Annotated in this window: 21 protein-coding genes; 17 read left to right on the top strand and 4 right to left on the bottom strand. The window is 61.1% G+C overall.

Features of this window, described 5'->3' with window-relative positions:
- Window position 1: 1 nt before the first annotated feature.
- A complete protein-coding gene (locus tag GNK13_RS12365) occupies window positions 2-1480 on the top strand; it encodes a DUF1501 domain-containing protein (protein WP_164102838.1) in 1479 nt (492 codons plus the stop codon).
- A gap of 291 nt (window positions 1481-1771) precedes the next feature.
- Here the strand turns inward: GNK13_RS12365 and GNK13_RS12360 are convergent, their stop codons facing one another.
- The 3 genes from GNK13_RS12360 to GNK13_RS12350 form a co-directional block, all read right to left on the bottom strand.
- Window positions 1772-2398, bottom strand: a complete 627-nt coding sequence (locus GNK13_RS12360) for a DJ-1/PfpI family protein (RefSeq protein WP_164102837.1) — start codon at window positions 2396-2398, stop codon at window positions 1772-1774.
- A 151-nt stretch (window positions 2399-2549) separates the two neighbouring features.
- Window positions 2550-4331: a thiamine pyrophosphate-binding protein gene (locus tag GNK13_RS12355; protein WP_164102836.1), complete on the bottom strand. Its 1782-nt coding sequence runs from the start codon at window positions 4329-4331 to the stop codon at window positions 2550-2552.
- A gap of 58 nt (window positions 4332-4389) precedes the next feature.
- Window positions 4390-5253: a type 1 glutamine amidotransferase domain-containing protein gene (locus GNK13_RS12350; protein ID WP_164102835.1), complete on the bottom strand. Its 864-nt coding sequence runs from the start codon at window positions 5251-5253 to the stop codon at window positions 4390-4392.
- Window positions 5254-5414: 161 nt separating this feature from the next.
- On the opposite strand from GNK13_RS12350, the gene GNK13_RS12345 reads away from it, so the two are divergent.
- The 16 genes from GNK13_RS12345 to GNK13_RS12270 all read left to right on the top strand — a co-directional run bounded on the left by GNK13_RS12345 (window position 5415) and on the right by GNK13_RS12270 (window position 22484).
- Window positions 5415-5870 carry a nuclear transport factor 2 family protein gene (locus GNK13_RS12345; protein WP_164102834.1) on the top strand — a complete coding sequence of 152 codons (456 nt, stop codon included), beginning with the start codon at window positions 5415-5417 and terminating at the stop codon, window positions 5868-5870.
- 117 nt (window positions 5871-5987) lie between these two features.
- Window positions 5988-6413 (top strand): nuclear transport factor 2 family protein, encoded by a 426-nt coding sequence (locus tag GNK13_RS12340; RefSeq protein WP_203329040.1) that lies wholly within the window; start codon window positions 5988-5990, stop codon window positions 6411-6413.
- Between the two features lie 50 nt (window positions 6414-6463).
- Window positions 6464-7651, top strand: a complete 1188-nt coding sequence (locus tag GNK13_RS12335) for an aldo/keto reductase (RefSeq protein ID WP_164102833.1) — start codon at window positions 6464-6466, stop codon at window positions 7649-7651.
- A gap of 9 nt (window positions 7652-7660) precedes the next feature.
- Complete coding sequence (locus GNK13_RS12330) at window positions 7661-9283, top strand: GMC family oxidoreductase (protein ID WP_164102832.1); 1623 nt, start codon at window positions 7661-7663, stop codon at window positions 9281-9283.
- Window positions 9284-9624: 341 nt separating this feature from the next.
- Window positions 9625-10098, top strand: a complete 474-nt coding sequence (locus GNK13_RS12325) for a VOC family protein (RefSeq protein ID WP_164102831.1) — start codon at window positions 9625-9627, stop codon at window positions 10096-10098.
- 61 nt (window positions 10099-10159) lie between these two features.
- Complete coding sequence (locus GNK13_RS12320) at window positions 10160-11464, top strand: potassium/proton antiporter (RefSeq protein WP_164102830.1); 1305 nt, start codon at window positions 10160-10162, stop codon at window positions 11462-11464.
- A gap of 163 nt (window positions 11465-11627) precedes the next feature.
- On the top strand, window positions 11628-13517 hold the full coding sequence (locus tag GNK13_RS12315) for an AGE family epimerase/isomerase (RefSeq protein ID WP_164102829.1): 1890 nt from the start codon (window positions 11628-11630) through the stop codon (window positions 13515-13517).
- The gene (locus GNK13_RS12310) at window positions 13514-13882 is read left to right on the top strand and encodes an STAS domain-containing protein (protein ID WP_164102828.1); all 369 of its coding nucleotides are present in this window, start codon (window positions 13514-13516) and stop codon (window positions 13880-13882) included. Before GNK13_RS12315 ends, GNK13_RS12310 begins: the two co-directional genes overlap by 4 nt.
- Window positions 13854-15980: a glycogen debranching protein GlgX gene (gene glgX / locus GNK13_RS12305; protein WP_164102827.1), complete on the top strand. Its 2127-nt coding sequence runs from the start codon at window positions 13854-13856 to the stop codon at window positions 15978-15980. Before GNK13_RS12310 ends, glgX begins: the two co-directional genes overlap by 29 nt.
- A gap of 137 nt (window positions 15981-16117) precedes the next feature.
- On the top strand, window positions 16118-16456 hold the full coding sequence (locus GNK13_RS12300; protein WP_164102826.1) for an STAS domain-containing protein: 339 nt from the start codon (window positions 16118-16120) through the stop codon (window positions 16454-16456).
- A 37-nt stretch (window positions 16457-16493) separates the two neighbouring features.
- Window positions 16494-16970, top strand: coding sequence for an ATP-binding protein (locus GNK13_RS12295; protein WP_164102825.1), 477 nt, complete (start codon window positions 16494-16496; stop codon window positions 16968-16970).
- A complete protein-coding gene (locus GNK13_RS12290; protein WP_164102824.1) occupies window positions 16967-18709 on the top strand; it encodes a PP2C family protein-serine/threonine phosphatase in 1743 nt (580 codons plus the stop codon). The genes GNK13_RS12295 and GNK13_RS12290 overlap by 4 nt, the downstream gene beginning before the upstream one ends.
- A 198-nt stretch (window positions 18710-18907) precedes the next feature.
- The gene (locus tag GNK13_RS12285; RefSeq protein WP_164102823.1) at window positions 18908-19756 is read left to right on the top strand and encodes an outer membrane protein; all 849 of its coding nucleotides are present in this window, start codon (window positions 18908-18910) and stop codon (window positions 19754-19756) included.
- 90 nt (window positions 19757-19846) lie between these two features.
- Window positions 19847-20386, top strand: a complete 540-nt coding sequence (locus tag GNK13_RS12280) for a transporter (RefSeq protein WP_203329037.1) — start codon at window positions 19847-19849, stop codon at window positions 20384-20386.
- A 3-nt stretch (window positions 20387-20389) separates the two neighbouring features.
- Window positions 20390-20866, top strand: coding sequence for a GNAT family N-acetyltransferase (locus tag GNK13_RS12275; protein ID WP_164102821.1), 477 nt, complete (start codon window positions 20390-20392; stop codon window positions 20864-20866).
- A 343-nt stretch (window positions 20867-21209) separates the two neighbouring features.
- Window positions 21210-22484 carry a porin gene (locus GNK13_RS12270; protein ID WP_164102820.1) on the top strand — a complete coding sequence of 425 codons (1275 nt, stop codon included), beginning with the start codon at window positions 21210-21212 and terminating at the stop codon, window positions 22482-22484.
- A gap of 129 nt (window positions 22485-22613) precedes the next feature.
- Here GNK13_RS12270 and GNK13_RS12265 read toward each other — a convergent pair whose 3' ends face one another.
- Entirely contained in the window at window positions 22614-24920 is a 2307-nt protein-coding gene (locus GNK13_RS12265) for a YXWGXW repeat-containing protein (RefSeq protein ID WP_164102819.1), read from the bottom strand.
- Window positions 24921-25508: the final 588 nt, after the last annotated feature.

The following is a 25508-nucleotide window of genomic DNA, read 5'->3' as shown; positions in this document are numbered from 1 at the left end:
CATGAATGATTTTGAGCTCGATCTGAAGTCCGCTGAAGTCCAGGCGGTCCCGGAAGCAGTCGTGCGACGCGAGTTCCTCAAACGGCTCGCCGCCGCGGGCGCTGCCGCGCTGGCGGCTTCGGAGCCGCGAGCCCTGACGGCTGCCGAGACGCATCCGGTCGACCGCCCCGAGGCGACGGCCGATGCCTGCATCGTGCTCTGGCTCGCTGGCGGGATGGCAGCACCGGAGACGTTCGATCCGAAGCGCTACCTGCCCTTCGAGCCGGGACTGCGCGTGGCCGACATGCTCAGCACTTTCCCAGCGATTCCCACCGCGGTGGACGGTTTGCAGATCTGTGCGGGGCTGGAGAACATCGCGGGGGTGATGGACCGGGCGACGTTGATCCGCTCGGCGGTCCAACCCGACCTGGGCAGCATCCTCCACTCGCGGCATCAATACCACTGGCACACCGGCTATGTGCCGCCGCAAACGGTCGCCTGTCCGCACATCGGGGCCTGGATGGCTCGGGTGCTCGGTCCGCGGAACCCCGTGATGCCGCCGTTTATCAACATCGGCCAGCGGCTCGAGGGCGTTGGTGAAAGTGAAGAGCTCAAAGCCTTCACCACCGCGGGCTTTTTTGGCAGCGAGTTCGCCCCGATGAATTTGCCCTACCCGGAACAAGCGGCCGCCAGCGTTCGCCCGCCGGCCGGCATGGACGGGCAGCGGTTCGCCAACCGCAATCGCCTGTTTCGCAAGCTGGTCGACCAAAGTCCGCACCGCGACCAGATGAGCGACTACCAGCAGGAATCGATGCTGCGGTCGATGGACAACGCCTACCGGCTGCTCAGCTCCAAGGAACGGGAGGCCTTCGATATCACGACGGAACCGAAGGAGAGTTACGAAGCCTACGATACAGGGCGATTTGGCCGCGGCTGCCTGCTCGCCCGGCGGATGGTGGAAGCGGGAGCCCGGTTCGTGGAAGTGACCACCGAGTACGTTCCCTTCCTGCACTGGGATACGCACGCCTCGGGCCACACCACGGTCGATCGGATGCATAAGGAAATCGATCGCCCGATCGCCCAGCTCATTCGCGACCTCGAACGCCGGGGGATGCTCGACCGAACGCTCGTCGTGATCGCATCGGAGTTCAGCCGCGACGCTTTAATGGAAGGCCAACCCGGTTCCAATGCCAACGATCAAGCGACGGAGAAGGTCGACGTCGTCACCGAAATGAAGCACTACGGTCTGCATCGCCACTTTACTGGAGGAACCAGCGTGGTGATGTTCGGCGGCGGAATGAAAAAGGGCTTCGTCTACGGAGCGACCGCCGAGGAGCGGCCGTTGATGGCGATCGAAAACCCCGTCTCGATCGAAAACTTGCATGCCACGATCATGACCGCGATGGGGATCAGTCCCCAGACCGGCTTCGACATCGAGGGCCGCCCCTTTTACGTCACCAAGGACGGTTTGGGGCGCGCGGTCGGCGATTTATTCGCCTGACCCAGTGGCGCCGGCCGCTTAAAGGATATCAGCCGCCGGGGGGTAGACTCGGTCAGAAAACGCCCTCCCACCATGACCCTCCCCCCGGGAGGGTAGGGCTCATAGGCCCGGGGAGGGCTGCTGAATACGGCCGTGTCGAGGCTCTAGGTCCCCCATCGCCCTCCCCGCTCGTTCCTCGCGACCCTCCCGGGGGGAGGGTGTTGTTCCCGGTTTCGACTGACCCGAGCCCGGATTATTCATCAGCCGCCGGGGGGTAGACTCGGTTCCCGAAAACGCCGTGAGAACCGGACGCTACCGCGCGGCGGCTGAGAGGAGTTGTTCCGCAACGCTCAGCGAGTCCGTTGCATCGGCTCGCTCACTGAGGATTTCGATGATCTTGCGTGCGAACAGATGGCAGTGATTTCCGCTTCGCGCGGTCACCAGATCGCCATCGACGACCACGTCCTCGTCGACAAACTCGGCGCCATAGGCCAGTGCATCGCCGTGCAGATTATTATGGCAGACGAGGCGCCGGCCCCGCACCACATCCCGCACCGGCGCGGCGAGCCACAGGCCGTGGCAGATAATGCCTTTGAGAATCTGGGGTTGGGCAAAGGCCCGTCTGAGGAATTCCGCAGCTGGCGGCAGCTTGCCAAGATCCTCGGTGTATCGCAGCCGATCCGCCACCATTCCCGAGGGAACGATGATGGCGCTGTACGTCGCCAATTCCTCATCGTCGATCGACTCGAAACTCTCCTGACACGGCCAAGGAGCCTTCAGTTCGTGCCCTTGAAAGGTGAGCGACGATTGTCCCCACAGGCGGCTCAGAAAATGGACTTCGGCACCTTCCTCCGGAAAGCGGAAGTTGTAATAGAAGATCTCATTCTCATAGAAATCGCCTTCGATCAGAATGCCGATTTTCTTGCCGGGAAGTTTCATGATTGTCTGTGTGTTAGGGTGAAAGCGAACGTCGCCATAGTCGCCTTTCGCTCCGCGAAAGTAGCGCCTCGATGCCATAGTCGCCTTTCGCTCCGCGAAAGTAGCGCCTCGATGCATCTTTCGCGGAGCGAAAGGCAACTCTTCGACTCGGCTATTGGCCGCAGCGGACGCCGATCATTTCCGGATGGATGTCCCCCTCGATGATCACTTCCAGCAGGAACGGCCCTTGATGTTCCAGGGCTTGGCGGATCGCCGGCGCGATTTGTTCTTGCCGCTCGATCCGGATCCCGGGCACGCCCATCGTCTGCGCCATCTCCGCGAATCGGATGTCCGGTTTGGAGAGGTCGAAGCTCAGGGGGAAATCGTGTGGCGGAATAGCGTTCTCACGCCAGTACTGCTGGATGTTCAACTGCAGCAATCGATAGGAGCGGTTGTTGCAAACGATGAACTTTGCGTCGACGTTATGCCGCGCGGCTGACCAGAGGGCTTGAATCGTGTACATCGCCCCGCCGTCACCGGTGACGCCGATCACGGTGCGCTTCGGCATTGCCAGTTTCACCCCGATGGCTCCTGGAATCCCCACGCCCAGCGATCCGCCGCGGGTTTGGAAAAACGATCCGGGGTCGGTCGGCGTGCAGTAGCGGGTCAGAGCCGGCGAATTGGTGAGCGCTTCGTCGAACAGCACGACATCCGCAGGGACCTGCCGCGCGAGCTCTTCCATGAAGGTTGCAAAATGCAGCGGGGTGCGATCGCGGAGGGCGATGTCCTTCTGCAGCTCGGCTTCGCGGGCGAGCTGCTTGGCTTCCGCCATCGCGGCTGTGCGTGCCGCCGCGGCCCGACGAAAGTTCTCGGACAGTTTCCCGTCGAGCACTTCGGCCAGTTTGCCCAGGGTGAGTTTGGGGTCGCTGACCAGCCCCAGGTCGACCGGGTGGTTCTTCGCGATCTCGTAGGCGTTCAAATCGATGTGGATCGATTTGGCACCGGGCGCGAAAATATTATCGAGGCTCGGGAATACCTCGGGCAACATGTAAGTCCCGACAATTAAATTCACGTCACCGCGGGTCGTGATCGATCGGCTGCTCTCGCCGAACATATGCCCGGTGGAACCCTGGTGGAGCGGATGGGCGAAGCTCATATTCAGCTCGCCCGAGTCGACCGCCCAGACTTCGGCGCCGAGCAACTCGGCGACGCGGGCCAGCTCCGCCTCGGCTTTTGAATAGGCTACGCCGTCGCCCATGAAGATCATCGGCTTTTCTGCCGCGGCGAGCATTTCGGCAGCTTCCGCGAGGAGCGCCGGGTCGGGCATGACGCGGGTGCTCGGAATCACGGTCGGCCGCACCGGCTCGGATGAGAGGCTATCGAGGACGTCCTGCGGCAAACAGACGTAGACCGGCCCCATCGGTGGCGTTGCGGCAATCTTGATTGCGCGGCGGAGCACTCGCAGCGTCGAGGCCGGGTCGGTGACCATCGTCGACCACTTGGTGACCGGGCGGGCCATCCCGACCAGGTCTCCGGCCATCTGCGCGTCCATCGCCTGATACTTGGCGCCCGCATCGCCGCCGATCACCACCAGCGGAGCGTGTCCCCGCATCGCCTGGTACAGCGCGCCGATCGAATTTCCCAGCCCGGGAGTGCTGTGAATCTGCACGACCGTCGGCGTTTGAGTCGCCCGAGCGTACCCATCGGCGATCATGACAGCGATCGTTTCTTGCAGCGTTAGAACGTACTTCAAATCGGGGTAATCCCACAGCGAATCGAGCAGGCCCTGCTCGACCGTTCCCGGGTTACCGAAGATGTACTGGATGCCGTCGGCCCGTAATTGGTCGAGCACAGCGGTCTGGCCCGTTTTTCTTAGGCTCCGCTCTGCAGTCGCCACTGGGGCTATCGCGGCCACTGGGGCTGTCGCGGCAGCCAATGTCGAAGATGTGTTCATTCCCCGGTTTCCTCAAAAGCATTGATTGTCTGTCGCATGGTTTGCCGGAGCGCTCGCCCTACCAGCCGTGACGCCGCAGCCCGTTTTCAAGACATTCCACGAGCAGACGCCCACACTCCAGCGACGAAGCGGTGCTCCGACTGGTGATGAACGGATAGTCGACGATCACGCTGGTCTCATGGCCAACGTTTCCGATGAACTGGCCCTCGGGACCCACTGCGTCTCGCAGGATGTATTCGAGCGGATAGAAGGGCGCGCCGAAGTTGATAAACCCATCACCAAACCCGGTCTTGCTGCCGTCGAGTGCGTGGGGTCCTTCGAATCCGGTCCCGTCGAGGTAGTCGTAATCGAGCGGGTGCCCGGTCACGTGCCGGCCCCAAATCAAGCTGCGCTTCTCGCGGATATCGCGGGCGAATGCCAAGCAGGTGACTCCATAGCACTCCGCGGCAATCGGCTTGTCCAGTTTATGGAAACCGAGAATGAGATCGTGGAGCCGGCTGTTGTTGGCCAGATCAATCAACGCCCCGCTGCCGCCGACGATCACCATGGCGTCGTACTGAGGCAATTCTTTGGCGACGATCGCGTCGACGCGCTTGTGGTAGGCCTCCATGTCTCGCAGATACGTCGGCGAGCTGGGGTATGCCCGCTGCGGGAACCACTCCTTCAAGCTTCGCGGACGATCGAGCTCATTGCTCTGCGTGAACGCGCGGACTTTCTCCGCCATTTCCTTCGTCGTCACCGAGCGTCCCAGCGGGGGATCGATGTACTCGGGATCCATGCTGACAACTAACGCCGCTGGCTTTTGCCCGGTGGGCGTGAGGAACTCGACGTTGTAGCCGGCGCCCTTGCAGGCCTCGAGCGGTCCAATCAGCTCTTCACCCCAATAACCCCACTCCGAGACCACGAACAGAACGTTCTTCACCGAGCTTCTCCAGAATCGATTGATGTGTATTCGGAAAGTCCCCTCACACCGCCGGTCCTTCCCAAACTTCATAGTCGGAATGCGCGGCACAAAATACCAAGCGGATTTTGGGAGCTATGGTTGTGCGGGCCTCCCCGTTTAGACCATTGGAGATTGATTTAATGACCGCCGTCGCAACCGAACTGACTGCTCCCACCGCTACCGAAGCCGAAGCGCTTGCCGCCGATTGGTACCGAAAGCTGGATATCCACGCCCCGCTCGACGAGGTGCTGGCGTTGCTCTCGGGCGACGACGTGGAGATGCAGTTTCCCGAAGCGACGCTTCGCGGTACCGGAGAATTTCAGCAGTGGTACGAGCGCGTCACGAATCTCTTCTTCGACGAAGTGCACACGCTCAAGCAGGTCGACGCCGAGCCGACCGACAATGGAACCACGGTGAAGGTCGTTGTCCGCTGGGAAGCAAGCGTCTGGAACCCGCCGGCGGCGAACAGTGAACGGATCAAGTGCGACGCCTATCAGACGTGGCATGTGACTCGCGCCGCCGGCAGCGGACGCGCCGTCATCTCCCGCTACATCGTCGACGAGCTCGTCTTCGACGCCGACTCGGCCAAGCTCTAACCGCCGGGGGCGCCAGCGGCCGCATCCTATCGCTGTCTGACAATCCTGAGCCGACGGCGCTAGCCGCGGGTGCTGCACCGCACTCATTCAATACCCCTTCCTTGGAGTTCCCATTCCATGTCCAGCCTCACCGCTTCGGTTGCCGCTCCCACGATGAACGTTCCCGACACCGCTTTGGGGCGGTTGTATGAGGAGCACATTCGCCTCGTTTTGGAAAAGGACATTGAGGCGCTGTTGGACCAGTACACCGAGGATGCGGTGCTGATCAGCAGCTTTGAGAAAGAGCCCAAATACTTTCGCGGCCGTGAAGAACTTCGCGCGCATTTCCAGGGCATCCTCGGAATCGAGGGCCTGCAGTCTGAGATCGCCTTCTGGGGCGAGACGGAAGAGCCGCAGACCCTGATGGTCATCGAAGCGATCACGATGCAAACGGCCGACGGTGAGGCTCACATGCGTTTCGCCGACAACTGGGTGCTGCGTGATGGCAAGATCGCGATCCACTTCGCCGGCATGGTCCAGTACCCCGATGGCTCGCTGGCCTAGGCACGCGTTCCCCACTACCACCCATTCATCCGGATTTGAGTGCCATGTCTATGAAGTATCGTTTGCTTGGTCGGAGCGGATTGCGCGTCTCGGAACTCTGTCTTGGCTGTGCAACTTTCGGAACCAACTGGGGATCGATTGGATCAGACGAGCAGGAGAGTGGGCGCATCTTTGACGCCTTCGTCGAAGCAGGCGGAAACTTTTTTGATACATCCAACCGTTACCAAGAAGGTCAGTCGGAGCAGATTCTTGGTGGGCTGATCCAACGCGACCGCGACCGCTACGTGATCGCATCCAAATATTCGCTGCAAGACGGTTTGACCGATGGCACGGATCCGAACGGCTGCGGTAATCATCGCAAGAACCTGTTCCGCTCGGTCGAAGGAAGTTTGAAGCGGCTCAAGACGGATTACCTCGACATGCTGTGGATTCATATCTACGACTACAGCACGCCCGTCGAGGAAGTCATGCGAGCCTTGGATGACCTCGTGCGGCAGGGCAAAGTTCACTATGTCGGCGCTTCGAATTTTCCGGCATGGTGGATCGCTCGTGCCAACACACTGGCGGAGCAACGGGGATGGACGCCGTTCGTCGCGACTCAGTTGGAGTACGCGATCACCGAGCGATCTTGTGAACCTGAGTTTCTGCCCATGACACATGAGCTGGATCTGGCGCTGGTCGCTTGGTCGCCGTTGGGCGGTGGAATTTGTACTGGCAAGTACAACCAGGGCCCGCTGGACAGCGCTCAGCCGCATCGGTTGGTGGACGAGATCGACCCAGAAAAACGCCACTACTGGCACCAGGCCACTCGCCGCAATCTGGCCATCATGGACAAGGTTATTGAGATCGCCGACGAGATCGGCCGGCCGACGGCGCAGGTGGCGCTCCGCTGGTTGCTGCAACAAAAGGTCGTCACGATCCCCATCTTCTCGGCCCGCACCCTGGAGCAGGCCGAGGTGGATTTGGGATCCGTGGACTTCGAGCTCACCGCGGAGCAGATGGCAGCCCTTTCGGAGGTCAGCCGCCCGGCGATTGGCTCGATCATGCCGGACGCCGGTGCCTATCCCTACCCGATGCTCGAGTACGGTAGCCCCGCGCTGCCCGAGTTTTACTCTCGACAACTTCTGTACGGGCAGACGGAGTCGGCGATTGTCAACCACCGCCGCGCCTACCCTTACCTCTACCACCGCCCGGCAACGCAGGCACCGGTTGTGGATGGTGAACCCGTTGCCGTTTAAGGATCTGTCATGAATTCGCCCTCCTCCTTCGACTACATCGTGATCGGGGCCGGCTCGGCCGGTTGCGTGATCGCGAACCGACTGTCCGAATCGGGAGCAGCCCGCGTGCTGTTGCTCGAGGCGGGCCGCCGGGACGACAAGCCAGAGATCCACGATCCCTCGGGATTCGTTTCTCTGATGGGGTCGGACGTCGACTGGCAGTATCAGTCGGAGGAGGAGCCGCACCTGGCGGGTCGGCGACTGAATCTCAATCGCGGCAAGACGCTCGGCGGAACGAGTTCCACGAATGCGATGATCTTCATTCGTGGACACCGCCACGACTTCGACCACTGGAACTACCTCGGCAACGAAGGCTGGGGTTATGACGATGTGCTGCCGTACTTCAAACGCTCCGAGGATAATGAACAGGGGAGCAACGCATTTCGCGGCACTGGAGGACCGATCCACGTCCGCCATTACAGCAGCTACGCCGAACCCTCTCCCGCGGCTCAGGCATTTGTCGGCGCGGGGGTCGAGATGGGTTTCCGCGGAGGCCCCGACTGGGACTTCAATATAGACGCGGCTGAAGAATCGGTCGGGTTCTATCAGTTCAGCCTCACTCCCGAGGGCCAGCGCTGTAGTGCCGCTGTGGGATACCTGCATCCGATTCTGGGGCGGGCCAATCTCGAGATTCAAACGGGTGCGCAGGTGACGCGGCTAATCCTGGAAGGGAACCGCGTGATCGGTGCCGAGTACCTGCAGAACGGTCAGAGCCACGTCGTTCTTGCCGAACGTGAGGTCGTGCTCAGTGCCGGCGCCTTCGATTCACCGAGGCTGTTGATGCTTTCGGGTGTGGGGCCGGCGGAGCAGTTGCGGCAGCGAGGGATCCGCGTGGCGGTCGACCTCCCCGGTGTTGGCCGCAACCTTCAAGACCATCTACTGATGCCGGTCGTCTTTCAGTGCAAGCGGGAACAGCCCGTTCCGCCGCTACTGGCCGAGGGAGGGCTGTTGACCCGCACGCGAACCGGCCTCTCGGCGGCAGCGCCCGATCTGCAGATCAATTTCAACGCGACCATTCCCAACCTGCTGCCGCCGGATTGCCCGGCCCACGGACCCAGCTTCACTTTTATCACGATCCTCGCTCAGCCGCAGAGCATCGGCGAGGTGACGCTCCGCGATGCCGATCCACGGTCGGCACCGATGATCCGAGAGAACTATTTGCAGTGTGATGCGGACCTGCAAGTGCAACTCGAGGCGATCAAGCTGTGTCGCGAAATGGTGCAAACGCGAGCCTTCCGCGAACTGGCCGATGCCGAGGCGCTTCCGGGGAAGCGGGCGAGCGAAGCCGACCTGCGTCACTACGTCCGGACCCATGCGTCGACGATCTGGCACCCGGTGGGAACCTGCAAGATGGGGCGCGATGCGATGGCGGTCGTCGATCCGCAACTCCGCGTCCATGGCGTCGAGGGACTTCGCGTTGTCGATGCCTCGATCATGCCCCGGATCGTCAGCGCCAATCCGAATGCAGCCATCCTGATGATTGGCGAAAAGGCGGCCGAGATGATTCAAGCCGGTTCTCGGCCAGGCGACAGCCAAGCCGGTTGGGACGCTGGGCAAGAGCAGGCCATGCCAGAACTGATCGGTTCAATTTAAGCAATAGATTCTGGGTTTATTCAGAAAACCTCTCAACGACACCCTCCCGGGGGGAGGGTAATGCCAGTAGGAAGTTTTCTGATAGAGCCTAACTGGACAGCGCCACTTTGGATCGGTTCGGAGCAGGACGGCTCGCGGAAAAATCGTTTAACGGCAAGCCGAAGGCGACTGCTTTTTAAAACACAGTCGCCTTCGGCTTGCCGTTAAACGACTTGGTAGCCAACTGCTGGGCACTGCTGACTTTATGGCAATTCAGCGTAAGAAAGTGGCGCTGTCCAGCTAACGCCATCGGCTCAGCGTTTTCCGAGCAAACCAATTCTTTCTCTCAAAGTAAAAACACTATGTCTGCTGTAAACTTTTCGCATGTGGCGCTGAACTGCCGAAACATGGCTGCGGTCGAAGCGTTTTACACGACCCATTTCGGCTTCCGCCGTGCGCGGCTGATCGATCTAGGAGGAGACGGCCAGATTCTTTTTCTCAAGTCTGGCAGTGTCTATCTGGAACTTTTCCAAGCCGCCGAAACTTCGTCAGTCGAACCACCGCAAAATGACGGACCGAGCACGCCTGGCGTACGGCATCTTGCCTTTCAGGTCGCGGATATCGATGCCAAGCTCGCCGAGATGGGCGCAGCGGCTGAGGTGACTCTCGGCCCGCTGGCTTTCGACGATTTCATTCCCGGATGGAAAACGGTTTGGGTTCGCGATCCCGAAGGCATGATCGTGGAGATCAGCCAAGGGTTCGTCGATCAAGGAGACGTTCCTCCGATGCCTGCGGTAGCGACTCCGGCGGCGACCGCCTCGGCCGCGACGATCTGAGCGGTCACCCGCCAAAGGGATTCCCAGTACTGGAGCATGCGCGGCTCCGAGGAATGAATTCATGGAATACGACGTTCCAGAACTGACTGCGATGGCGATGACCGCCGGCGGACTCTTGCTGGCGGCCAGCTGTCTGCTGAGCCGCGTCGGTGCAAGCTTCTGCATTCCGGTGTCACTCCTCTTCCTCCTGGTGGGGATGCTTGCCGGATGCGACGGACCGGGAGGGATCGAGTTCGATGATTTCCCACTGGCTCATGCTTCCGGGACCATCGCCCTCGCCGCAGTGCTGTTTGCAGGCGGACTGCAGACCCATTTCCATACCGTGAAGAATGCGATCGCTCCGGCGGCGGTTCTAGCGAGTGTGGGAGTGGTGGGGGTCGCCAGCATTACCGCTTTCGGCGCTCATTACCTCGGACTTCCGTGGGGCGAAGCGTGGTTGGTCGGCGCGATTGTGGCATCGACCGACGCTTCGGCAGTGTTCAGCGTCCTTCAAGGGGTCAGTCTGCCCCGACGAGTGGCCTCGACGATCGAGCTGGAAAGCGGCCTCAACGATCCAATTGCGGTCATCCTGACGCTGGCGGCGACATCGCTGATGCTCGGTCAACCGGCGTCGTGGGCCGAGTTGGCCGTCCAGGTGCTGCAGCAGTTGACCATCGGCGTGTTTTTCGGCTTGGCGATTGGTTTTGCTGCACGGGAGATGCTCATTCGCGTGCCCCTTTCGACGCCAGCTCTGACGCCGGTGTTGACCCTCGGATGCGCCCTGATGGCATTTGGCGGGCCTGCGATGCTCGACGGTAGTGGCTTCCTCGCCGCCTACCTGGCGGGAATCGTCGTCGGCAATGCGCCGATTCCGGATCGAGAACCGCTGGTGCACGTCCACGACTCGATATCGTGGCTCGGACAAGTCGCGATGTTTTTGATGTTGGGATTGTTAGTGAATCCATCCGACCTGCCCCACGTCGCCGGTTATGGAATTGCCATCACGCTGCTGATCGCGTTTGTCGCTCGTCCTCTCAGCGTCTCACTTTGCCTGCTTCCATTCCGGATGAAATGGAATGAGAAGCTGTTTATTTCGTGGGTGGGACTACGCGGCGCCGTGCCCATCATTTTAGCGACGGTGCCGGTGCTTCGAGCCAACGGGCAAAGCGCCAGAATGACGGAGGCGCTGGATGTCTTTGACATCGTCTTCTTTGTTGTCGTCGTTAGCGCGCTAATCCCTGGAGCGACCGTTCCCTTCGTCGCCCGGTTATTGAGGTTGGATGCTTCGAGCGACGGGGAAGCGGCTCACTTCGCGTCAACGTCTTCGGCGCCCTATGCGGCGCCAACCGCAGCACAGCCGACACAAGCGATGCAGCAGAGCCTCTGATGCGACGGGTGTAAAAAAGTTTTCTCCCCTCCACTGGATTTTTGTCGCTCGCTCGGAATGGGACCTAGGGTTTGACAACTCAGCAACAGAAGCGTTGCTGGTCCGCCGGAAAAGACAAACCATCCACTCAAGGCCCCGTACGGCTCGGACAGGAACCAAGGCTATGTCGATTGCGACTGAATATCTCCCCGCATCGGAAGTTGCCAGCGTAGAGGCGGCGACCAATTTGGAGTTTTCCTTCTCCGATACGATCGCCGGATATGTGCGAAGCTTCGATCGCTTGGCACGGTGCTTCACCTTGGAGACCTCCGACGGACGGGAATATGAAGTCTATTTGACGCCCACCACGTTTGGACGAATCACACAGAACCTGGGCGAAGGTTACATCGACGCCACGGGCCGCTTCGGTGAGATGATCACCGAAGGGCAGTTCCTCTACGCGTACGGCGTCTTCTACTTCGACGGCGGAGCGAAGCACAAGTTCGAAGCAAAGTCGATTGTGTTCCCTGGCAACGATCCGGAGCACTATCGGCAAGAGGAGCCGGACTGGTGGACGAACCAAATTCGGTCGATTTCGAACTCCTATCTCAAATGGCAGTTCAACTACCCTGAGCAGAAAATTGATTACCGAAACTACCGCACGGTGCTCCACCTCGAGGGAGCCAAGCGGGGCGATTTCCTGCAAGAGACCGACACGATCTCGCGTCTGGTCTATGGGTTCGCATCCGCGTTTTTGTTGACCGGCGAAGACGCATTCCTCGAAGCCGCCGAAGAGGGAACCGAGTACCTCCGCGACCACATGCGGTTCTTCGACCCGGACGAGAACCTGATCTACTGGTACCACGGCATTCAAGTCAGCGGCAACCGCGAGCAGAAGCTGCTGACTTCGGAGTTCGGCGATGACTATGATTCACTGCCGATGTACGAGCAGATCTATGCTCTGGCCGGCCCGACCCAAACGTTCCGCGCCACCGGCGATCGGAAGATCCTCTCGGACATCGAGAACACTGTCGAGCTTTTCGATCGATTCTACAAGGATCATGTGGGCGGTGGGTACTTTTCGCACATCGATCCGATCACCCTCGACCCACGAGCCGAATCGCTCGGGCCGAACCGGGCGCGAAAGAACTGGAACTCGGTCGGCGATCACGCTCCGGCCTATCTGATCAATCTGTTCCTGGCGACGGGTGAAGAGAAGTACGCCGACTTCTTGGTCGACACGGCCGATACGATCGCCCGGCACTTCCCCGACTTTGAAAACAGCCCCTTTGTGCAGGAGCGGTTCCATGAAGATTGGAGCCACGACCAGAGCTGGGGCTGGCAGCAGAACCGAGCGGTGGTCGGTCACAATTTGAAGATCGCTTGGAACTTGATGCGAATCCACCACGCTCGGCCTTCGCAGAGTTACGAGGAGCTCGCCCGCAAGATCGGTGACGTGATGCCCGAAGCGGGCAGCGATCGCCAGCGGGGCGGCTGGTACGACGTCGTCGAGCGAGCCCTTGAGCCGGGCCAGCGGGTGCACCGCTATGTGTGGCACGATCGCAAGGCATGGTGGCAGCAAGAGCAGGCGATTCTGGCCTATCTGATCCTGCACGGTGCTCTCGGCGAGGAAGTTTATGAGAAGCACGCTCGTGAAGCGGCCGCTTACTACAACGCTTTCTTCTTGGACCATGAGGATGGCGGTGTGTACTTCAACACGCTCGCCAATGGTTTGCCCTACCTGCTCGGCAATGAGCGATTCAAGGGAAGCCACTCCATGTCCGGTTACCACTCGATGGAGCTCTGCTATCTGGCAGCGGTTTATACGAACCTGCTGATCACCAAGCAGCCGCTCGATCTGTTCTTCAAGCCTTATCCGAACGGATTCAAAGACAACCTCCTGCGGGTTTCGCCCGACCTGTTGCCGCCCGGCAGCATCCGCATCGGTGCGGTCGAGATCGATGGCCAGCCCTACGAGGACTACGACGCCGATCAGCTGATCGTGCGGCTCCCCGAGTCGGAACAGCGTGTCAAGGTGAAAGTCACCGTCGTCCCCAACGAGAAGAAAGCATGAGTTGCTCCGTTTCGATCGACCTCCACGAGGAAATTTTGACGGCCGCGATCCGCGGGAAAATCGACGGGCAAAGTGCTCCGGGGCTGCAATTGCAGTTGCTCGAAGGGCTCGGTTCCGCGGCGTCGGCCGTCCTCGATGTCCAGGGTGTTTCGTACATGTCGAGCGCCGGGTTCCGCATGCTGCTGTTGCTGCATCGCGAGATCACCACGCGTCACGGTCGAACGGCGATGGTGGGACTGTCGGAAGATGTGCGCGACACCATGGAAATGACAGGATTCCTCGATTTCTTTCTCCTCTTTGACAGCGTCGAGGAGGCCCTCACACAGGTGCGTCACCATGCAAACCTTGATGCTGCAACGCGTTGATGCTTACGCCACGCGAACGATCGCGGGGATGAGTGTCCGGGCCGGCCGGGTCTTCCCGTTCGGCGCGACGCTCGTCGCCGGGGGCGTGAACTTCTCCGTCTTCTCGCGCCACGCCACGGCTTGCACGCTGGTGCTGTACGAGAAGGGAGCCGCCGAGCCGTTCGCGGAGCTGCCGTTCCCGGACGAATTTCGGGTGGGCGACGTCTACGCCATGACGGTCTTCGAGCTGGACCACGAGAACCTCGAGTATGGTTATCGGATGGACGGGCCGAACGATCCCAGCGAGGGACATCGTTTCGATCCCTCGGTTGTCCTGATGGACCCCTACGCCCGCCAGATCGGTGGGCGGGAGGTCTGGGGACAGACCCCGGATTGGGACCAGGCTTACCAGCACCGTTCGCAGGTTCTGCAGGACGATTTCGACTGGGAGCACGATCGGCCGCTGGAACTCGCTGCCGAGGATTTGGTGATCTACGAGGCGCACGTTCGTAGCTTTACTCAACACCCTTCGTCCAACGTTCGCCACCCGGGGACGTTCGCCGGGCTGCGAGAGAAAATTCCCTACCTCAAGTCGCTCGGTATCAACTGCTTGGAGCTGATGCCGATCTTCGAGTTCGACGAATTCGAGAACAGCTCGGCCAATCCGGCCAATGGACAGCTCCGCTACAACTACTGGGGCTACAGCACCGTCGGGTTCTTTGCTCCCAAAGCGGGTTATGCGGCCACGGGGCCTCTGGGGATGCAGGCCGATGAGCTGAAGACGCTGATTAAAGATCTGCACCGCAACGGGATCGAGGTGATGCTGGACGTCGTGTTCAATCACACGGCCGAAGGGGATCATCGGGGACCGACGATTTCGTTCCGAGGTCTGGATAACAAGACGTATTACATGCTGACGCCGGAAGGTTACTACTATAACTTCAGTGGCTGCGGCAATACGCTCAATTGCAATAACCCTATCGTGCGGCAGGTCGTTTTGGACTGCCTGCGGTACTGGGTGTCCGAGTACCACATCGACGGTTTCCGGTTTGATCTGGCAGCGATCTTAGGCCGTGATCCATCGGGGGTGCCGTTGGCGAATCCGCCATTGCTGGAGAGCCTGGCGCACGACCCCGTGCTGGGGCGGACCAAGTTGGTGGCCGAAGCGTGGGACGCCGGTGGTCTCTATCAGGTGGGAAGTTTTCCCGCCTATGGACGCTGGGCCGAGTGGAACGGCAAGTATCGCGATACGGCGCGAAAGTTTCTCAAGGGAGACATGGGTCAGGTATCGGAGATGTCGCTGCGACTGCAGGGCTCCCCCGATCTGTACTATGGCCGTGGCACGGCGGCGAGCATTAACTTCCTGACTTGCCACGACGGTTTCACGCTCCGTGATTTGGTCTCCTACAACGAGAAGCACAACGAAGCGAACGGCGAGAGCAATCGGGACGGGGCGAACGACAACGAGAGCTGGAACTGCGGAGCCGAAGGGGCAACCGATGACCGGCTCGTCGAGTCGCTACGGCTTCGCCAGATGAAGAATGCCGCCACGCTGCTGATGGTCAGCCAAGGAATCCCGATGATCCTGATGGGCGATGAAGTGGGCCGCACCAAGCAGGGCAATAACAACACCTACTGCCACGACAATGAGCTGAACTGGTTCAACTGGTGGCAGGTGGAAGAGAACGCTGAGCTGCAGCGGTTCTTCCAGAAGATCATCGCGTTCCGCCACGCACATCCGGTGCTTCGCAGCCGCGATCACCTCCGCCACGCCGACTGGGTCGGCAGCGGCGTTCCCGACATCTCTTGGCATGGAACGCGCGCCTGGGAGCCCGATTGGTCGGCGCTGAGCCGAGTCGTTGGGCTGCTGCTCGGGGGGCATCATGCCAAGGGAGGAACCGTGGCGGATGACGACGTTTACGTGGCGTCCAACATGCACTTTGAGGCGCTGGAGTTCGAGCTTCCGCGGCCTGCGGAGGGACGCCAATGGCACGTCGCGGTGAACACTGGGGTTCCGGCGCCGGGCGATGCGCACCCCTGCGGTGAGGAGCCGATGCTCGAACAACAGGACCGGTGCCTCGTTGGCGGCCGCTCCGTGGTGGTACTGGTCGGGCGGTAATTGCGGCTCGGACCGATCCCTCGCTTGCAGCCCACGAAGCGTACTGGAAGTACTGAACTTTTTCAACGACTCTGTGCGACCTCTTGGGAGGCCGCGCCTCATGATTTCCTCTTTCGCAGTTTTAGGAGATTCCGAAAATGGCCTTCACTGTTACCTCATCCGTCGATGGAACTGTCGCGAAACTTACGCTGGCCGGTCGGCTCGATGCGAACACCGCTCGGGAGTTCCAGGTCGAGATTGAGAAGGTTGCGGAACAGCGGCCCTGCACCGTGGCTCTGTTCGTGCACGAGCTCGAGTACATGGCCAGTGCCGGCATTCGGATGCTCGTATTTACCAAGCAGAAGCTCGGCAGCGAGACGGACGTCTATGTGGTCGGTGCCCAGCATCAAATCATTCACACACTCGAGATGACCGGTGTCGACAAGTCGGTCATCTTGGTCGACGAGTTCGAACCCGCCGCGAGCATTCAAGGCTAGTAGGCCGCGGCCGCTTTACGGAACTCGTACCGACTCAATGAATATGCGAACTCTCATCGTTCCCAGCGACCTAAGCTCGCTCGATCTCGTGGCCGACTTGGTTCTGGAGGAGGCTCGGGAGGCGGGACTCGACCAGCGCGAGACTTACCAGCTACGGCTGGCCGTGGATGAAATCCTCACGAACATCATCAATTACGGTTATCTCGCGAACGGTCTCAGCGGCCAGATCCACGTTCATGCGGAGCGGTACGACGAGTCGCTGGTTATCACGCTCGAGGACACCTCACCGCCGTATGACCCGTGTCAGCGGGACACGGCGAGAGTCGCGGAGGATTTCGATAAACCGCTCGAGGAGCGGCAAATCGGGGGGCTGGGAATCTATTTCGCCCTGCAAGCGGTGAGCGAGTTTCGCTACGAGTACCGAGATGGCCGCAACCGCAACATCTTCATCATGCGTCGGTCGCGACTTACTTCTTCGACCACATCGGATCAGCAAGACGTGGTGCACTCATGATGCAAGAGACTTTCTCGGAGATGGCCGCCGCTTCGCCAACGGGGGTGGGTGAGATCGCGGGGGCAGAGTGTCGAGCGTCTTCGGCGATGACCGAGCGCCGCGGCAACGGGACCCTTCGCCGCCGCATCCTCTGGTTGGTTGCCGCGGTCAACGTGGCTTCGACGATCGTCGCCTGCGCAATCGCCTACAATTTCCAGAAGCAGGCGTTTCTGCACGGTATCGACCGCGTCTTGATCGCGGGAGCTCGGGGGGCGCAACACATCCATGACGACGAGTTCCAGCAGTTGATGCTCGCGGGGCAGGAGTTTACTCCCGAGGAAGAACTCTTGCACCTTAAGCAGATCTCGAGCTATGCCAACCAGCTGCGTCTCAATTATCTGGGGGCGCTGGTCGAGCGGGATGGCCGCTATTTCTATACGGTCACCAGCTCTCCCGACCATGAGTTCGTCGATGGTACCTTCGACCGGATGTGGACCGAATACACTGACGTCACTCCAGCACTCAGAGCGAGTTTCCGTGACGGGCAGGTGCGGTTTGAGGAACACGAGGATCGTTACGGCAGTTTCCGCTCCGCCTACGTTCCGTTTCGCAATTCGGGTGAAGGCAAGGTCGGCTACGTGTATGTCGCCGATATCGGCCTCGATATGATCTACGGTCACCTGCACCGCACGCTGGCAAAGACCGCCTTTGCTGGCTTGCTGATCAGCGTCGTCTCGCTGTGGATGACGTGGCTCCTCGCCGGTCATGTGACGCGGCCACTGGTCCGCCTGGCGAACATGATTCGGCAGGTCATCGTCCAGGACTTTGGCATGCAGCCAGAGCAGCGTTCGGCAATCGCTTGGATTGCCGAGCAGTCGCACGAGGAGGTCAGCCATGTCGCCCGAGCATTTTGCAAGATGGAGTCACGGCTGGAAGAGTACCTGGTCGAGCTCCAGGCGACGACGGCCGAGCGGGAGCGAATGGCGTCGGAGCTGAGCATCGCTCACGATATTCAGATGGGACTGCTTCCTCGAGAGCTTCCCCTGCGGGAGAACTGTGACGTCTTTGCCCGCGTGATTCCCGCCAAGGAAGTCGGGGGTGACTTGTTCGATGTGGTGATGCTCGATGAGCACCGGATGCTGCTGGTCGTCGCCGATGTTTCCGGGAAGGGGATTCCCGGCGGGATGTTCATGGCCGTTACCAAGACATTGCTCGATGCAGCGACCGCTTCGTGCACAAACCCGGCCGAGATCGTCCGCTTTCTCAACGACCGACTATGTGCACAGAACGACGCCTGCATGTTTGTGACCATGTTTTTGGCGGTTCTCGATACTCGGACCGGTTGCTTGGAATACACCAATGCGGGGCACAATCCTCCTTACCTCCGCCACGACGATGGAACGCTCGAAATGCTCAGCGCCCGTCACGGAATGGCAACGGGCATCGCAGCCGGGCAGGATTATGGGTCCGACACTTTGACCCTTCGCAGCGACGATCTGCTGCTGATTTACTCCGATGGCATCACGGAGGCGCAAGATTGCGACGAGCAGTTGTTCGATGAGTCGCGGCTCGAAGCCTGCCTCGCGAACGTCGGGCATGAAGCGGCGGGCGAAGTGGCCGCGGACGTGATCCAGCGAGTCATGGAGTTCCAGGGAACGGCTCCCCAAGCGGACGACATCACGATCCTCGCCCTCCGCTATGCAGCCGGCGTATCGGTCGAGCTCGAGTTGGCCGGGAAGAGCAGCGGCGCGGAGCGGTAGAGGGGGGAGAACGGATCGTAGGTGGCGTAGGATCTGCGACGATTGTTCCGACCACGACCAACGAATCCACGGCGGCCGCTTGAGTGAAGCTCGCCGCTGGCCGATGAGAATTCCGATAGCCGCTGATGCGTCGCCTTCGGGCGGTCGCCTGCCGGTTCGTTCTCTCGCGCTTCATTCGTTACGGAAGGATCCGTTTCCATGATGGAAACTGCAAAGAGGTATGGAAATCTCGCTCTGCTCGTGCCTGCGGCGGTGTTGAGCGGCTTTCTCTCAACTCCGGCATCGGCGGAGGCTGAGGAACGGCCCCTCGGAGGGGCGATTACCCAGGTGGCCGTGGTCGAGGCCGGCGAGCTCCCGAGCGTGGTGCCAGCCAGCTTCGCAGCTTGCGGCGGCGGGCAGTGTGGGGACGTGGGCTGCCAGGTCTGCTGTGAGCAGTGCGCTCGGAGCGGTTGGTATCTGAGCGCCAGTGGCGGCTGGCAGCACCGGGAAACGGTGCATGAAGCGAATGATCCGCAGACGTTTTTGACGTTCGATGACGGCTTCTCGGCCAACGCCGCACTTGGTTACCGCTTTGATCGGTTCCGGATCGAAGCCGAGACCAGCTTTATGAACAACGAGGTGGATCGGGCCGGCGCCGGCGGAAACTCGAGCGACGCCGCGGGAAATGTGAATATCCGGGCGCTGATGTTCAACATCTATCACGACATCGATCTCAACATTTTCCGCTGGCAGCCCTACGTGGGGGCGGGGATTGGTCTCTACCAGTCGGACATCAACAGTCTCTACCCCGAGTTCTTCGACTTGGCGGGGGCTCCGATGGCAGGTACGGCGGTGAACTCGACGAGCGACATGCCTTTCGCCTACCAGTTCCGTGCGGGCTTGACTCGGCAGCTGAGCGAGAAGTCGGAGTTCTACACCGGGTACCGTTACTTCCGTGGGGAAGAGCTGGAATTTGCGGCCCTGCCCTTCTCAAATTTCGCCCCCACGTTCCATCCGGAAGGGGTCAAGAGCCACTCGGTTGAGTTCGGGTTCCGGATTAACTTCTAAAGATCCACGGCTGATTTTGTCACTCACCTCCCTGCTCAAACGTCCGCGAGTGCGTTCGCTCAGGGCCTCCCACTGTTCCTCTGGTATTGAATGTTCTTGACGCGATTTGGGATGCATCTCCGCGCCTGCGGTCTAGGCGGTGCCGTGGCTCGCGTGGGAGCCGTGGCCGCGGTGTGGGCAGTGGTCGCGGTGGGGGGATCGCCGTTTGCGGCCGCGCAGGAGACCGCTCCGTATCCCAACGGCACGTCGGGCATCAAGGCGGAAACGGTTCCGCCACCGGGCTATTACTGGTTGATGTACAACCGGATGTATCAGGTCGAGGAACTGAAAGGTCCCGCTGGAGAGACGCTTACGGCCAACGATGGGAGTCCGCTGGGCGCGTCGATTCGCGGCTACGCGAACGTGCACCGATTCGTGCATGTGACGGAACTGGAGTTTGCTGGAGCGAATTACTCTTGGAACGCTGTGCTACCGTTCGTCGCGATTAAAAATCAGATTGCGGGTTGGCAGATCGAAGACTCCCAGTGCCGGATCGGCGACGTGAATCTCGAACCGCTGGTACTCGAGTGGCATCAACCGCAGTACGAGTTCGGCTTCTTGTATGGGCTGACGTTCATCAAACCGCTGTGAGCGATGATCCGAATCGAGCATTATCAAGAGGCAGATCTCGAGGGGCTGGTATCGCTTTTTACCTCCGCGGTGCACATCCTCGGCGCGAGTCACTACGAGGCCGCGCAACTTGCCGCCTGGGCACCCCAGCCGCCGGACCTAGAGCAGTGGCGCGTTCGCTTGGCGGCGGTCGAGACGTTGGTGGCCAGAATCGATTCGGCGCTCGCCGGCTTCGTCTCGTTTGAGTGGAACGGTCACATCGACCTGTTATTCACCTCCCCCCACCATGCCCGCCGTGGAGTGGCCTCGCGATTGCTGAACATGGCGGAGGAAGCGGTTGCTGCGGAGAAGGCCCCAGCGATGTTCACCGAAGCCAGTCTTATCGCTCGCCCCTTCTTTATCCGCCACGGCTACCAGGTCGTGGAAGAGCAACTCGTGATGCGCCGCGGCGTCACTCTGCGGCGGTTCGCCATGCGAAAGTCGCTTGCCGAACCCTGCTAGTGCTCGACCCGTTTCTGTCGGCTGTTCTGCTCCCCTCGAATGGCGAATCTTCAGACAGGGCGGAGACTCCGCGCAACCGGAAAAGTTTACCGAGCGGTCCGGATTTGAGCTCGATTCCGGGCAATCTAACTGGCCCCGGCATGGTTTGGATTGGCGGCCGCGGTCGATACAAGACACGGGAATTGTAGCTCACTTGCACCAGAGCTGGCTTCGTTCGGGAGCATCGAACGATGCGTGCAGCGAAGTGGTTCTGGGTGTCGGGTCCTTGAGTCGGGGACGGCGGTCGACGGCAGGAAGCAAGACACAGGTGCCACCGCTCTGGGTGGTATAGGAGTCAGGGAAGATGAAGCTAAGCACGTTAGCGCTGCTTACGTCTCTTTGTGCGGCCGCTCAAGTGGGCGCGGCGGATGGGCAGCAAGGAGCGGTTCGAGTCGTTGGCCACCAGTCCGGAGCGACGTTCGCCGCATGCGATTGCGGGGAAGTCGTCTGCGGGTGTGAAGAAGTGCTCGCCCCTGCCTGCGGATGTGAAGGAATGGTGGAGGGAGGATGTGACGGAGCGTGTGGCGGCTGCGCGAGCGGCTGCGACTTAGGCGACCCGTTTCGGCTGATCGGCGAGCATGGCAACTGGAGCGCCGGCGGCTGGATCCAGATGGGGTATCACAACAACGACATCCCGCTGTTCAACCAGCACAAGCACAACTTCAACTTGCACCAGGCTTGGCTGTACGCCGAAAAGGCAATCGATACGAGCTGTGGGTTCGACATCGGCGGTCGCATCGACTACGTCTACGGCGTCGATGCTCAGGACACGCAGGCGTTCGGGACCAATCCGCGCGGCTGGGATAACGACTGGGACAACGGCATCTATGGCCACGCCCTGCCGCAGGTTTATCTGGAAGCCGGCTACGGCGATCTGGCAATCAAGGCCGGCCACTTCTACACGTTGATCGGCTACGAATCGGTGATGGCGCCGAACAACTTCTTCTACAGCCACGCCTATACGATGTATCTCAGCGAGCCGTTCACGCACACCGGTGCGTTGGCGACCTATCAGCTGAACGATCGCGTGACGCTCTACGGCGGTTACACCTTGGGGTGGGACAGCGGCTTTGATGACAACGGCGATAACTTCATCGGCGGCATCACGACGGCTGTGACCGATCGCTGGAACTTGACCTACGCAACGGTCGGCGGTCGGTTTGGCGAGGCTCGCTTCAATGGCGTGGAGAAAGGCTACATGCACAGCGTGGTCAGCACCCATCAGCTGACCGAGAAGCTGCAGTACGTGTTTCAGTCGGACGTGCTGAGCACCGAAGACGGAGATGGTGCGACGGTCCGCGACACGTTCGGGATCAACCAGTACCTGCTGTACGCACTGAACGACTGCTGGTCGGTCGGTGGTCGCTTCGAGTGGTACGAGCAGCAGGGCGTGTTCAATGCTCCGACCGATCCGCGAACCGACATTTACGCGACCACGGTCGGATTGAACTACCGGCCGCATGCGAACGTGTTGATCCGTCCGGAGCTCCGCTACGACCATGACGAAGAAGGCGTCGCCGGCTTGGACCATGGAACCAGCCAGACCACCTTCGGATTCGACACGATCCTGACTTTCTAAGCTTCATCTGACTCGCGAAATCGCTGGGTCTTCAACGCAAGGCAGGCTCAACCGCCAAGGGTGGTTGAGCCTGCCTTTCTTTACGTTAAGCCTGTCATTCGTTAACAGGGATTCTCCGTCGCCGAAGTCTCAGTCTTCGGCCGATTCACTGCCGCCACTGCCGCCACTGCCGTCAGCGGAGGCTGGAGCGGGTGATGGCGCTGGCGAAGGCGATGGCGATGGCGAAGGCGCCGTGGCTGGACGCTCGGCGGCAGGTTGGCTCTCACCGTCTGGAGTGTCCGCTGCGGGAGTCGCATCGGGGCGACCTGGGGCACCGGGCTGAGCCGCAGCGCCGGGTCGCCGCTGACTACGGTCTCCAGCCGCGCCGGGAAGAGTGGCGCCAGAGCGCTCGCCCGGGCGGACTCGATCCAGTGCCCGATCTGCGGCGTTCGCTCCGGCGGCCTCGGGACGGGTGCCCCGGGGGCAATCCGCTGCACCACGCTCACCCGCACGATTGCCTCGGCCCTCTCGGTTGCGCTGAACCTCTCGCTCGCGTTGGCCCGCTCGGTCGCGCTGGCCCGCTCGGTCTCGTTGCCGACGCCCGTCGAGGCGGGGAGGCGGAGTGAACGCGTCCCGCGCTGCCTCAGCCGCACCTTCGCTTTCCCGCTCGCCTCGCTGTTCGGCGCGATTGAGCAGATCCGAGGGCTGCTGGTCCCGATCGCGGCGGTCACTCCGCTCAACGTCGGCTCGAGCTTCGCCGCGGGCTCGAGCTCCGAACGGCGTGAGGTCGAAGCTGCCCCGCGCCCGTGCTGCCTCGCCTCGTTCGCGATCGCGACCATCCGCTCCTCGACGTCCGGCCTCTCGGTCCTCTCGTCCCGGCCGATCAGCTTCGGGGCGATCGGTTTCAGGACGATCGGTTTCGGGGCGATCGGCTTCAGGACGATCGGCTTCAGGGCGATCGGCTTCAGGACGATCGGCTTCAGGACGATCGGCTTCAGGACGATCGGCTTCAGGACGATCGGCTTCAGGACGATCGGTTTCAGGACGATCGGCTTCAGGGCGATCGGCTTCAGGACGATCGGTTTCAGGGCGATCGGTTTCGGGACGATCGGCTTCGCGTCGATCCGCATCAGGGCGATCACGATCGACGTTGGGCCGCATCACGCGTTCCCGGCCGGGGGTGACGATGCCTCCATCGACCGATCCTTCCGCTTCGGCTTCGAAGCGACCTCGGGCGAAGCGACGGCTTGCTTCGATTTGCTCGCGGACTTGCTCCAGCTCTCGACTCTGTTCTTCGCCGAGCCGTTCAAAGCGAAGCCCGCCCTCGCGGCGCGATCCCTCCTGCGTGATCAGCTGTTGCACGGGAGTGGCGAAGCTCGACCACCGCACCAGGTCGGAGTCGGACGGCGCCGAACCGATCCACTGACGGTATTCGGTATAGCTGACGGGGATCCGAGAGTATTGGGCCACGTCGATCCCGCGATGCGCGACGATGAGATTTTGCAGGTAGTCGACGCGGCTTGTGCGGTAGTACGTGTAAAGGGGGTCATAGTAGGTTGGGCGTTCCATATACGCGGCCCACGGTACAAATCCGATTGCGTTATACCGGTCGCCGTAGTAGTTGCCAAAGTAGTAATGGCGGTAATCGGGTCGCACGAACCAGTGCACCATGGCCCGAGTGACGTCGATCGCTACTTGGGGACGGTAGGCTCGACGGTACGTGGTTGCGACTCGCACCGGGGCGAAGAGCACGCCGCGAGTTTCCACCGGATAATCCCAATACCCGGCAACATAGATGTAGCCGCGGGGCGTCCACACGTAACGCGACGGGACCCAAATCCAATTTGGTTGAACGCGCGCCCAGAATCCCTCTTCCCACTGATAATCGTTACCAACCCAAACGTACTGGCCGGGGACCCAGAAATAATCCTCTCCGGGAGCTTCCACGGTCGGTTCATAATCTTCGACCGGTGGAGGAGCAGGCAGATATTCGACCCGTTCCAGCGAGTTGTCCGCCCAGAACCCCGAGACCCACACCGAGGCTCCGTCGACCGTCGCCCAGTAACCGGGAACCCAGCGAGTATTGGGGGGCGTATAACGCCAGGTCCCCGAGATCCAGACCAGTTCGTCAGCCTCTCCTTCGACGCCCCAATAGCCGGGAACCCAGGTGACTTCACGACCATCGCTGGTCGGACGCACGTCGGCAGGCAGTTCTTCAATCGGCTCCGGTGCCGGCTCCGGCAGCTCAAGAAACTCTTGCTCGCCTCCCATCGGTTCTGCGAACCCCTCGTGGACGGGGCCGCGCATCAAAACCTCTAATTCAACGGAGTCGGTTTCGGCTCCGACATTCGCTGCTGGCGGCTGGGCAAGCAGCGGTGCGGCTGCTGTCCCAAATGCGGCCACAGGGACCGCCATCGCGAATAGCGCGCGGCGGCATTGACGCACGACGTAAAACATCACTTCCTGTCTCCAGACTAATTTCATGTTGCCTTGAAAGCTTGCCGCCCCACTGCGGCAGAGGAGGAAGGATCTTGCAAGCGATTCATGTGCCGAAGGCTGGAACTAGAGGAGAACTAGTTCGGTAGCGCGCGGCAGACCTCCCGGGTGCTGCCGCCTTTGGGGGATCTGTCCCAATCGCCTGATGGGTCGTCCTCCGTGACCGCCTGGGTGGACCGCAGCGATCCGGTGCAGGGCCGCGAGCGGAGCTGGCAACGCATCGATGGCGGTCGAAGAGGGCTTGCCGCGCTCGAAGAAGAGGATCCGTTTCTGTAGCGAGCGGCCGTGGGGGGATTGATCTCCCACAAACAGATGGCCGCGCTGGATCGCCGCGCGCACTCGGATCGCGGAGCGGAATCGCAGGAAGGGCGGGGCGGCCGGCTCGCACGCCTCGCAATCGCTCGCTAGGCTCTGTCAGAAAACCCGGCGATTTCACTCTTTTGAGCCGTAGGCGATAGCCTCGGGTGAGCCGTAGGCGCTAGCCTCGGGCCTCGCAGCCCCGGGATTTCCGCTGCAGCACCCGCGGCTAGCGCCGTCGGCTCAGGGTTT

The organism is Candidatus Laterigemmans baculatus, assembly GCF_010367455.1.
GTDB classification, from domain to species: Bacteria; Planctomycetota; Planctomycetia; order Pirellulales; family Pirellulaceae; genus Laterigemmans; species Laterigemmans baculatus.
The sequence above is the reverse complement of the archived record's forward strand: the minus strand, read 5'-3'. Positions and strand labels throughout refer to the sequence as shown.

Bases quoted from the DNA above. Each gene is read 5' to 3' on its own strand.
- GNK13_RS12365 (WP_164102838.1), top strand. From the start codon at position 2: ATGAATGATTTTGAGCTCGATCTGAAGTCCGCTGAAGTCCAGGCGGTC.
- GNK13_RS12360 (WP_164102837.1), bottom strand. From the start codon at position 2,398: ATGAAACTTCCCGGCAAGAAAATCGGCATTCTGATCGAAGGCGATTTC.
- GNK13_RS12355 (WP_164102836.1), bottom strand. From the start codon at position 4,331: ATGAACACATCTTCGACATTGGCTGCCGCGACAGCCCCAGTGGCCGCG.
- GNK13_RS12345 (WP_164102834.1), top strand. From the start codon at position 5,415: ATGACCGCCGTCGCAACCGAACTGACTGCTCCCACCGCTACCGAAGCC.
- GNK13_RS12340 (WP_203329040.1), top strand. From the start codon at position 5,988: ATGTCCAGCCTCACCGCTTCGGTTGCCGCTCCCACGATGAACGTTCCC.
- GNK13_RS12335 (WP_164102833.1), top strand. From the start codon at position 6,464: ATGAAGTATCGTTTGCTTGGTCGGAGCGGATTGCGCGTCTCGGAACTC.
- GNK13_RS12330 (WP_164102832.1), top strand. From the start codon at position 7,661: ATGAATTCGCCCTCCTCCTTCGACTACATCGTGATCGGGGCCGGCTCG.
- GNK13_RS12325 (WP_164102831.1), top strand. From the start codon at position 9,625: ATGTCTGCTGTAAACTTTTCGCATGTGGCGCTGAACTGCCGAAACATG.
- GNK13_RS12320 (WP_164102830.1), top strand. From the start codon at position 10,160: ATGGAATACGACGTTCCAGAACTGACTGCGATGGCGATGACCGCCGGC.
- GNK13_RS12315 (WP_164102829.1), top strand. From the start codon at position 11,628: ATGTCGATTGCGACTGAATATCTCCCCGCATCGGAAGTTGCCAGCGTA.
- GNK13_RS12310 (WP_164102828.1), top strand. From the start codon at position 13,514: ATGAGTTGCTCCGTTTCGATCGACCTCCACGAGGAAATTTTGACGGCC.
- glgX (WP_164102827.1), top strand. From the start codon at position 13,854: ATGCAAACCTTGATGCTGCAACGCGTTGATGCTTACGCCACGCGAACG.
- GNK13_RS12300 (WP_164102826.1), top strand. From the start codon at position 16,118: ATGGCCTTCACTGTTACCTCATCCGTCGATGGAACTGTCGCGAAACTT.
- GNK13_RS12295 (WP_164102825.1), top strand. From the start codon at position 16,494: ATGAATATGCGAACTCTCATCGTTCCCAGCGACCTAAGCTCGCTCGAT.
- GNK13_RS12290 (WP_164102824.1), top strand. From the start codon at position 16,967: ATGATGCAAGAGACTTTCTCGGAGATGGCCGCCGCTTCGCCAACGGGG.
- GNK13_RS12285 (WP_164102823.1), top strand. From the start codon at position 18,908: ATGATGGAAACTGCAAAGAGGTATGGAAATCTCGCTCTGCTCGTGCCT.
- GNK13_RS12280 (WP_203329037.1), top strand. From the start codon at position 19,847: ATGTTCTTGACGCGATTTGGGATGCATCTCCGCGCCTGCGGTCTAGGC.
- GNK13_RS12275 (WP_164102821.1), top strand. From the start codon at position 20,390: ATGATCCGAATCGAGCATTATCAAGAGGCAGATCTCGAGGGGCTGGTA.
- GNK13_RS12270 (WP_164102820.1), top strand. From the start codon at position 21,210: ATGAAGCTAAGCACGTTAGCGCTGCTTACGTCTCTTTGTGCGGCCGCT.
- GNK13_RS12265 (WP_164102819.1), bottom strand. From the start codon at position 24,920: ATGTTTTACGTCGTGCGTCAATGCCGCCGCGCGCTATTCGCGATGGCG.